Source organism: Bradyrhizobium sp., from assembly GCF_016462955.1.
Lineage (GTDB): Bacteria > Pseudomonadota > Alphaproteobacteria > Rhizobiales > Xanthobacteraceae > Bradyrhizobium.
Genome location: NZ_JAEMSD010000468.1, coordinates 1 through 5,331 on the forward strand (window position 1 = coordinate 1; position 5,331 = coordinate 5,331).

The following is a 5,331-nucleotide window of genomic DNA, read 5'->3' on the forward strand; positions in this document are numbered from 1 at the left end:
GGCCTTCACCTCGGGCAGCGATCTCGCCGGTGGCGGCGCTCGTTTCACGCGGCTGCGCGCCGTGATGTCGGCCGAAGGCAACGACGTCGCGCGAAAGATCATCGCGCAGACCTTCGACGACACCAGCCATGCCTTCATCGACGCCATCCACGAGAGCCTGCCGCAGATACCACGTACCGACATCGTCTGGCGCAGCCACTTCCTGCTCGGCGCGCTCTATTATTCGCTGGTGACGCCGGAGCGCGTCTCGCGCCTGTCGCGCGGGGAGGCTGATGGCGGCGACGCCGCCACCGCCATCGAACAGTTGGTGCAGGCCACCGTTGCCGCGTTCCAGGCGCCCGCGTTCGACCAGGCCGCGCCGGCGCGGCGGCGGCCTCTCGTCGGCAACAAGTCCTAGAACAGGTGGCTTTGCTTCGGCGGTTCACGCGACGATCATGACACGCCGACCATTCCGCCGAGCCATCCCAGCACGCTTACGCCGAAGTTCAGGCTGCCGAGGCTGGTGCAGCGATGACGGCGATAGGTCGTCGACGGCGGCCGCCAGCCTATGATGTCAGCAAAGAAACAGGGGAGCTCTCTCATGAAAACAGGCCTCGTGGTCACCGCCCATCCCGGCGATTTCGTGTGGCGCGCCGGCGGCGCCGTCGCGCTGCATGCGAAGAAGGGCTATCGCATGAAGATCGTGTGCCTGTCCTTCGGCGAGCGCGGCGAGAGCCAGTTCGCCTGGAAGGAGCAGGGCGCGACGCTTCAATCGGTGAAGGCCGGTCGCAAGGACGAGGCGGAGCGGGCGGCCAAGCTGCTCGGTGCCGAGATCGAATTCTTCGATTGCGGCGACTATCCGCTGAAGCTCACCGAAGCGCATTTCGACCGCATGGTGGACGTCTATCGCGAGCTCAATCCGAGCTTCGTGCTGACCCATGCGCTGGAAGACCCCTATAATTTCGACCACCCGAATGCGGCGCATTTTGCGCAGGAGACCCGCGTAGTCGCGCAAGCGATGGGCCACAAGCCGGGCGCGCAATACAAATATTCCGCTCCGCCGGTGTTCCTGTTCGAGCCACACCAGCCCGAGCAGTGCAGCTACAAGCCGGACACCATCCTCAAGATCGACGAGGTCTGGAAGGAGAAGTACGAAGCGTTCCAGATTCTCGCCGCGCAAAAGCATCTCTGGGGCTATTACGAGCGCGTCGCGCTCAACCGCGGCATCCAGGGCAGCCGCAACACCGGTGTGCCCATGACCTATGGCGAGGCCTACCAGCGCCTGTTTCCGACGGTTGCGGACGAGCTGGCATGACGCCGGTCCGCACCATCAAGCTCAAGGCGGTGATCGGCAGTCACCCCCATGTGCAGGCGGTGAAGAGCGGGGCGCTCCGCTCCGACCTGTTCGATCTCGATTTCATCGCGTACACGCCGACCAACACCGCGTTCAAGCCGATGGTGCGCGAGCAGGCCTTCGACGTCTGCGAGATGGCGATCGTCACGTTCCTGATGGCGAAGGCGCATGGCAAGCCGCTGGTGCTGCTGCCGGCGACCATGCTCGGCCGATTCCAGCACGCCTATGCGCTCTACAATCCTGCGCATGAAACACTCGGGCCGTCCGACCTAGAAGGCAGGCGTGTCGGCATCCGCTCGTTCACGACAACGACCGGTGCCTGGATCAGAGGCATCCTCGCCAACGATTACGGCGTCGATCTCGCCAGGATCCGCTGGGTCACCTTCGAGGATCCGCACGTCGCCGAATATGTCGACAACACCGAGCGCGCGCCCGACGACAAGAAGATCCTTTCGATGCTGATGGACGGCGAGCTCGACGCCGTGCTCGGCGAAACCTCGGATGATCCCAGGCTGAAAACGCTTTTTCCCGATCCGGCTCTGGAAGCCGCCAGATGGTACACGCGGCGTGGCGTCGTGCCGGTCAATCATCTCGTGGTCGTGACCGAGCAACTGGCAAAATCGCACCCCGACGTGGTCGCGGGCGTTTATGATCTGCTCAAGCGGAGCAAGGAGCAGGCAGGACCTGCGGCGACGCCCGACCTTGTTCCGTTCGGGATCGAGGCGAACAGGAGATCGCTCGAGCTGATCGTCGACTACGCATTCCAGCAGGCGCTGATCCCGCGCCGCTACGCGGTCGATGAGCTGTTCGACGCAGCGATTGAAGGACTGAACTGATGGCAGGTGATCCCAGGCGCTGGCAGATCGGGCTGGTCGGATACGGCGAAGTCGGCAGGATCCTGGCCGAAGATTTGCGCCAGCGGGACATCAAGGTCGCCGCCTACGACATCAAGCTCGGAGGCGAGCAGGGCACATCGCTCAGGGAGCACGCAGAGAAGTTCGGTGTGACGCTCGCGGCCTCTCACGCCGAGCTGGCCGCGAAATCCGACTTCATCATCTCCGCCGTCACGGCGAGCCAGGCCGTCCCGGTCGCCAAGGCCTGTGCGATTGCGATCAATCAGGGTACCTGGTTTCTCGATTTCAACTCGGCCTCTCCCGGTGCCAAGCAGCGCGCCGCTGCGCTGATCGACGGTGCTGCCGGGCGCTATGTCGAGGGCGCGGTGATGACCTCGGTGCCGCCTTATCGCATCAAGGTGCCTTTGCTGCTCGGCGGACCCGGCGCGAGCGAGCTGGAGCCGCTGCTGAACGCGATCGGTTTCACAGCCAAGGTCGCCAGCGACAAGCTCGGCGTGTCATCGGCGGTCAAAATGTGCCGCAGCATCATGATCAAGGGCCTGGAAGCCATGGTCATCGAGAGTTTTACGACCGCGCGGGCCTATGGCGTGGAGGATGCTATGCTGGCGTCACTCAGCGAGACATTCCCCACCATCGACTGGGAGAAGCAGGGCGCCTATTGCTTCCAGCGCGTGATCGAGCACGGCCGCCGCCGCGCCGAGGAGGTGCGCGAGGTCGCCGAGACCGTGCGCGAGGCAGGGCTGACGCCGTGGTCGGCGCAAGGCACGGCCGAGCGGCAGGCCTGGATGGCCGATCTCGCCGACGAAGGGCTGTTCGGCATCAGGGGCAGCGAAAAGTTCGCCCGCAGTGCCGATTGGCGCACCGAGGCCGACCGGATCCTGGCCAGGATCAAGCGCGAGACATAGGACGCAAGTTCAAGACTTGGTCGTTCGGAGGCCGGTGAGCTCGTCGCGGGCACTGTCGATCAAGCCCATCAGAGCTGCGGCTTGCCGCGCGACCTCGGTCGCGTGCTCGGTGCGGAACTCTGCGAGGATCATGCGAATGCACTTGTCGGCAGTCTCGAGCGTCCACAGTGCGTGGGCAAGGTCAGCCGCGTTGCGAACCGACCCGACATCGAGGCTCGACAGGACTTCGCCGATGCCGTTCAACCGCTTGGCGGCTGTCTCGGCCGGCGTGCGGGCGCGAATGGACTGATAGTCGATGCTGCTGAATGCACTGAACACGTCGATGCTTCCCCGTTGAACGCGACACCGGTGCCAAGCTCAAATGAGCGGCACCGCGGGAATTGCAATGCGGGCACATATCCGGATTCCGCGACAATTTGCTATCCGGATTAGTACCGGATTCGGAATTGCGGAACTCAGGGCGGTAGCATCGGATGAGAGGTCTCCGTTGGGTTCCCTTAGGAACCTGGCCGGAACAGAGCGGGTCGCGGCCGCGCGAAGGTTTGCCGGCCGCACTTGAATCCCATCAAGACGTCGGGCAGTTCGGCGATGGCGAAGCGGCTATCCCTGGTATCGAGCACAATCAGATCGGCGGGATTGCCGACTTTGATGCCGTAATCATGGAGGTTCATCAACCGCGCCGGCTGCTCGGTCACGAGATCGAGACAGGTGTCGAAATCGTTCACCGAGGCGTGGGCGACATTGGCATAGAAATTCGCCATCCGCAGCAGCGATGCGTCGCCGAACGGCGTGAAGGGATTGAGCACGTTGTTGGTGGCGACCGAGCAGACGACGCCGTCGGCCGCGAGCTTGTGGGCGAGGGTCAGCCCGCGTGGCGCATTGTAGGTCGCCTCCCGTCCCATCAGATAGAGGTCGGTCGCGGGCAGGACGGTGACGGCAACGCCGGCCCTTACCAGCTGCGCGGTGGCCGCCCGCATCCGCTCCGGCGGCAGGGCCGAAAGTTTCGTCGCATGGCCGATCGCCACGCGTCCCCCGTAGTTGCGCCGCTCGGTCTGCCGGCAGACCTCGTCGAGATGCCACCAGGAGGGGTCGAGATCGAAGTCGAGATGAAGGTCGACGTCGACGTCGAACTGTTCCGCGAGATCGAAGATGCGCGCCAGATGGGCGTTTGGATCGCTGTCCATATAGGGACAGCCGCCGATCGCCTCGCCGCCGTCGCGCAGCGCCTGCACCAGCAGTTCGTCGCTGCCGGGATCGTTGGTCAGGCCCTCCTGCGGGAACACGCAGAGCGACAGGTCGATCGCCCAGGCATAGTCGCGCTTGAGCGCCTTGACCGCCTCGAAGCCGCGCAGGCCGATACGCGGATCGATCTCGACATGGGTTCGCATGCGCGTCGTGCCGTGCACGATGGCGCGTTCGAGCACCTTTGCGCCGCGCGCGTAGACGTCCTCGACCGTAAAATCCTTCTTCATGCCGGCGACGGCACGGATCGCCTCGGAGACGCTGCCGTGATCGTGGGCGCAGCGGCCGAGCAGGCAGGCCTTGTCGAGGTGGATGTGGGTGTCGACGAAACCGGGCAGGGCGAGCTGTCCGCCGAGGTCGACCTCGACCGCTTCGCAGGCAAGCCGTGGCTCGATCGCGGCGATACGGCCGCCCTTCACGCCGATATCGACGGGTGCGGCGGACGATCGCAGCAGCGCGTTGCGGAAGATGAGGTCGAAGGCTGTGGAGGTGGTCATGGCGTTGGATTCAGCCGACGCACCCTATCGCAAGCCGAGGGAGCGGGCAGCTCCAGATTGTGTGCAACTGAGGCGGCAAACTGTATAAAAAATGTGCATGCACTTCGAGCTCGGAATTGTAGAATGTCGGCACTTCGGAGAAACTGCAATGTCCGCCCCAGCCAAAGCCGAACGCCCGATGACCGATGCCGAGATCGTCGAAGCCTACCTGACGGCCTCGATGATACCCGATCCCGACGCCGCTGCGGCCTATATGAAGCCGGGCACGGTGATCACGTTCACCGGCGGGCGCGAGTTCGACCATCCACGCGGGCCGACGGGCTTGAATGCGAAACGCTATCGCTGGGTCAAGAAGAAGATGGACCGGTTCGACGTCTGCCCCGGCGAGGAAGAGACCGTTGTCTACAGCGTCGGCACGCTCTACGGCGAGTGGATGGACGGCACGCCATTCGAGGGCAACCGCTATGTCGACCGGTTCGTCGTCAAGAGCGGCCAGATCG

The 5,331-nt window shown here is 64.3% G+C and carries 6 protein-coding genes and 1 pseudogene; 5 read left to right on the forward strand and 2 right to left on the reverse strand.

Annotated elements, in window-relative coordinates; genetic code table 11:
• The 4 genes and pseudogenes from JHD07_RS31840 to JHD07_RS31855 all read left to right on the forward strand — a co-directional run.
• Window positions 1-397 (forward strand): annotated as a pseudogene (locus JHD07_RS31840) (TetR/AcrR family transcriptional regulator); the annotation flags it as partial.
• Between the two features lie 183 nt (window positions 398-580).
• Window positions 581-1,294, forward strand: a complete 714-nt coding sequence (locus JHD07_RS31845; protein WP_291629362.1) for a PIG-L deacetylase family protein — start codon at window positions 581-583, stop codon at window positions 1,292-1,294.
• Entirely contained in the window at window positions 1,291-2,169 is an 879-nt protein-coding gene (locus tag JHD07_RS31850) for a hypothetical protein (protein WP_291629364.1), read from the forward strand. The genes JHD07_RS31845 and JHD07_RS31850 overlap by 4 nt, the downstream gene beginning before the upstream one ends.
• Window positions 2,169-3,092, forward strand: a complete 924-nt coding sequence (locus JHD07_RS31855) for an NAD(P)-dependent oxidoreductase (RefSeq protein WP_291629365.1) — start codon at window positions 2,169-2,171, stop codon at window positions 3,090-3,092. The genes JHD07_RS31850 and JHD07_RS31855 overlap by 1 nt, the downstream gene beginning before the upstream one ends.
• A 9-nt stretch (window positions 3,093-3,101) precedes the next feature.
• On the opposite strand, the gene JHD07_RS31860 is transcribed toward JHD07_RS31855, so the two are convergent.
• Together JHD07_RS31860 and JHD07_RS31865 are read right to left on the reverse strand one after the other, a co-directional pair.
• Window positions 3,102-3,410 carry a hypothetical protein gene (locus JHD07_RS31860; RefSeq protein ID WP_291629367.1) on the reverse strand — a complete coding sequence of 103 codons (309 nt, stop codon included), beginning with the start codon at window positions 3,408-3,410 and terminating at the stop codon, window positions 3,102-3,104.
• A gap of 179 nt (window positions 3,411-3,589) precedes the next feature.
• Window positions 3,590-4,831: an amidohydrolase family protein gene (locus tag JHD07_RS31865; protein WP_291629369.1), complete on the reverse strand. Its 1,242-nt coding sequence runs from the start codon at window positions 4,829-4,831 to the stop codon at window positions 3,590-3,592.
• Window positions 4,832-4,979: 148 nt separating this feature from the next.
• Here JHD07_RS31865 and JHD07_RS31870 point away from each other — a divergent pair.
• The coding region (locus JHD07_RS31870; RefSeq protein WP_291629371.1) for a nuclear transport factor 2 family protein at window positions 4,980-5,331 on the forward strand (352 nt) is incomplete at its 3' end.

Coding starts and splice junctions, on each gene's coding strand:
- JHD07_RS31845 (WP_291629362.1), top strand. CDS start 581: ATGAAAACAGGCCTCGTGGTCACCGCCCATCCCGGCGATTTCGTGTGG.
- JHD07_RS31865 (WP_291629369.1), bottom strand. CDS start 4,831: ATGACCACCTCCACAGCCTTCGACCTCATCTTCCGCAACGCGCTGCTG.
- JHD07_RS31855 (WP_291629365.1), top strand. CDS start 2,169: ATGGCAGGTGATCCCAGGCGCTGGCAGATCGGGCTGGTCGGATACGGC.
- JHD07_RS31850 (WP_291629364.1), top strand. CDS start 1,291: ATGACGCCGGTCCGCACCATCAAGCTCAAGGCGGTGATCGGCAGTCAC.